Source organism: Microcystis sp. M_QC_C_20170808_M3Col, assembly GCF_007095505.1.
In the GTDB taxonomy this organism is placed as follows: Bacteria; Cyanobacteriota; Cyanobacteriia; order Cyanobacteriales; family Microcystaceae; genus Microcystis.
In genome coordinates, this window is sequence record NZ_SFBY01000064.1 from 1 (window position 1) to 3,746 (window position 3,746).

The following is a 3,746-nucleotide window of genomic DNA, read 5'->3' on the forward strand; positions in this document are numbered from 1 at the left end:
ACTTAAACTAATAAAACGGAGAGCCTATGGCTTTAGAAACTTTCGGAATTTTTGGGTTAGAAGTATGTTGTCTTGGCATCTTGTCTGTTGATTTAGCATAAAGGGTAACGAAGAGCCCTTTTTCTTTAGCACACTTGGGATCTTGAATACAATATGGGGATGGGATGAGATCAGACGTATACCGGACTACACAATCATCACACGCTACAGCTTTTTCCGAATGAAATATAGTAAAAACAGAAAGGAGTAAAAAAGTAAGAAGTTTAGGGAGTCTAAAATACAAATACTTTTGAAACATAAATACCACCAGTTTAAATAACTTTAATATGAGAACTGCTATAGTTCAGATCAAGCAATAGCCCAACCCAAGACCAAAGGAAGATAGGCAAAGCATACACATTCCCCCCCCCCGCAACTGTATCAAAAGCTACAGTTTAATAAATCTTTATATTCCTCTTCCTCATGGCTTACGCTGGTATCTGCACTACTTCCTTGTCAGCATCAGGATTTTCAGTGATTTGGGGATTTTCAGGATGGGTGATGGGTGTGGTGGCGTACGCTTGTGCTAATCTCCTTGATTTCCTCGAATCAAATAGTCAAAATTAAAGTGTTAGGCTACAGGCTACAATTGAATGATTGAGAGTTTTCAACATAAAGGACTGAAACAGTTTTACGAAAGGGGAGAACGCAGGGGATTAAACCCCAACATGATCCCCAAAATCGAGGAAATTCTCTCAATTTTTTCGGCAGCGGAAAGTGTAGAGGAGGCTAATATCCCTGGTTACAGATTACACCCCCTGACGGGAGAGTTAAAAGGTTTTTGGAGCGTCCGTGTTACAGGTAACTGGCGCATTGTCTTCCGATTTGAAGATGGAAACGCTCTCGACATTGACCTTGTAGATTATCATTGAGGGAAAAAACATGATGACCCTGAAAAATCCCGTACATCCCGGCAGAATTGTCAAAAGTTCGATTGAAGAGCTTGAATTGACCGTTACGGCTGCGGCAAAAATGCTGAACGTGTCACGCTCTAGACTATCTAACCTAATCAATGGCAAGGCGGGGATTTCCCCGGAAATGGCTGTGCGTTTGTCAAAGACAATCGGTAGTACCCCTGCTTTCTGGCTGCGCCTCCAGATGAATTACGATCTTGCTGAGGTTAAAAAACAGGAAGATAGAATTATTGTGAATCCGATTGGGTTACAACACCAAACAACATTGGGTTAGTGCGATCTCGAAGAGATCCGCCTGTAGGGAAAAGGGCAAAGGTTTAAGAGAAAATTATCATCTTCCCCTTTCCGAATTCTGCAAGCAGTCTATTAATTACTATTTTCTTCAGGAGGAGAAGGTGATAAAACGGGAGGAGCGATCGGTTCAATTTTATCCTCATTAACTGGGGGATTAATCACCTCTGGAACAGGAGAAGGAGAAGGGGAAGGAGAAGGGGAAGGAGAAGGAGAAGGAAGGGGAGAAACTTGAGGACTCGGCTCCGTTTCAGGAAGGGGAACAGGAATAGGAATTACTTCTTCTGGGGTGGGACTAGGAGTTAATTCTGGAGTCACTTCTGGACTAGGAATCACCTCTGGGGTAGGAGTCGGGGATGGGGTAGGAGTCGGGGAATAAATGGGAGTCCGTTGACGAGAAGGTCGTCGGATAGGGGGAAAATCTTGGGAGGGAGGAGGAATGATTTCAGGACTAGGAGAAGGTTCAGGGGTTGGTGATGGTTTAATTTCCTCATTTTTGGGTAAAAGAGCCATAAATCCCCGATATCCTAGGGCAAAAGCCCCAATTGTCACCGCAAAAATCAGCAAAATCGACAGCCAAGGATTCTTTTTTTCCCCAGAATTGGGTTTAATAACCACAGTGGGGGAGACGGTTGGTTTTGGGGGTGTAGAGGACTTTAATCGGGGACTATGGGGAGAAACCGCGATAGTCGGTTGGGTGGACAAATCCGGGGAGATTTCTCCTAAAGCTGCCAACATTTCCCTAGCAGTAGCAAACCGATCCCGGGGATGAAAACGGATCGCTCGATCGATTACCATAGCTAAATTAGGATTAACATTTTCTGCCTCCTGTCGCCAGAGAATTTCCCCCGTACGCGAGTCAGTTTCTAGATATTGGGGAGTTTTTCCCGTTAATAAAAAAATCGCCGTTAAGCCTAGGCTGTAAAGGTCACTAGAAAAGACCGGTCTCCCGGCAGCCTGTTCCGAAGCCATATAACCGGGGGTGCCAAGGGCGATCGAATAGGCACTTTTTCCCGTAGGATCGAGTAAGGTGGCGACCGCCTCTTTCATTACCCCAAAATCGATTAAAACGGGCAAATTATCACTATTTCTTAAGATAATATTATCGGGTTTCACATCCCGGTGAATAATGCGGCGACTGTGAATAAAATCCAGAACAGGCAGTAAATTATCTAAAATCGTCCGCACTGCTGAGGAGGATAAATTTCCCTGTCGTTGCTGTTTTTGGGTTAGTGTCTCCCCTTCAATCCATTCCTGCACCAGATAGAAATGATTATCTTGGGCAAAATAACCGTATAAACGGGGTATTTGGCGATTTTGCTCGCCCAATTCCTCTAAAACGCTTGCTTCTTTCTGAAAACGTTCTTTTAACCATTCTGGCATCTCCTCACTTTGAATAGCTGGCTGCAATTTTTTAATCACACAGCGCCGTTGAGAAGGCATATTCGTATCGATAGCGATATAAGTTTCCCCAAATCCCCCCCTAGCAAGGGTACTAACAATTTGGTAGCGATTGTTTAAAAGCACTAGATTCATTACCCTGAGAGTGCAAGCGTGGTCATAAATTGTTCCTAGACTAACATTCTTTTGTTAAGGAAAAAGTCAAGGGAAAAACTAGAGTCAAGTCTAAGGAATCCAGCGACGGATTTTCGTCCACAAAGGTGCATTATCTTGACTACTCATCTCCTGAAAACTTTGATAACAATCGTAGGCGCGATTAAGATGGGCGGTGATTTCCGTACGGCCAAGGAACGGGGCGAAGGATAGAGAATTTGGGCGATTAATGACCAATCTGCCCCATAACACAGCCGATAAACCGCTTTAACCCGCTCTTTTCCCAACTGTTGACAAGCTTGTAGATGCCATTGACGAAAATCTTTCCGCATCTGCTGATGAGTTCGCAAATCTCGCTGGGCAAATCTGCCCTCAGCTAGTTTATTAGCCCCAATAGTGTTAAAGTTCCCATTAGCGATCGCTTTTAGGTCCCAGTAAAGATGATAAAAAGGATCTTGACCCAAGGCCAGACTTTCCAGAATTTCCTTAGCGTAACCTCTAGGGGAATTTAATCGCAATAACTCCCTTAATTACCGACAAAACTGCTCATTTTCAGGCATACTGCGCCATTGCCAATAGTTAATATCTGGTTTTGCCAGAGACTGCTGATAGAAACCGCGCCAGACTTGCGGAACAGTACAAGCGATCGGGGTAGCCAAAGGAGTAGCCAAGGGATAAAATTGACCCTTTAAAGAGCTTTCAGGAGCATCTTCCAGCAAACAAGCAAGATGATAGGCGGGATGACTACGGGGCTTTTTTTGGGGGCTAATAAACCAAAAAGCCGTTAAAATGACAATTAAGTACAAGAGTAGAGAAAGAATTTGCTCCGTCATCGAAAATTTTGGGTCTGAAACCCCGTCGTTTCACGACGGCTTTACCGTTAAATACTAGCGCATTTACCAAATATATGCTAAAATGTGAGACATGGAAAAAGCCTATTCGTTTCGA

At 43.9% G+C, this 3,746-nt stretch carries 3 protein-coding genes and 1 pseudogene; 2 read left to right on the forward strand and 2 right to left on the reverse strand.

Features of this window, described 5'->3' with window-relative positions; translation table 11 throughout:
* Positions 1–632: 632 nt before the first annotated feature.
* Positions 633–911: a type II toxin-antitoxin system RelE/ParE family toxin gene (locus EWV84_RS03310; protein WP_287076451.1), complete on the forward strand. Its 279-nt coding sequence runs from the start codon at positions 633–635 to the stop codon at positions 909–911.
* Between the two features lie 10 nt (positions 912–921).
* A complete protein-coding gene (locus tag EWV84_RS03315; protein ID WP_008202213.1) occupies positions 922–1,227 on the forward strand; it encodes a HigA family addiction module antitoxin in 306 nt (101 codons plus the stop codon).
* Between the two features lie 92 nt (positions 1,228–1,319).
* On the opposite strand, the gene EWV84_RS03320 is transcribed toward EWV84_RS03315, so the two are convergent.
* Positions 1,320–2,780, reverse strand: coding sequence for a serine/threonine-protein kinase (locus tag EWV84_RS03320; RefSeq protein ID WP_287076454.1), 1,461 nt, complete (start codon positions 2,778–2,780; stop codon positions 1,320–1,322).
* Positions 2,781–2,870: 90 nt separating this feature from the next.
* Positions 2,871–3,631: pseudogene (locus tag EWV84_RS03325) on the reverse strand (J domain-containing protein).
* Positions 3,632–3,746: the final 115 nt, after the last annotated feature.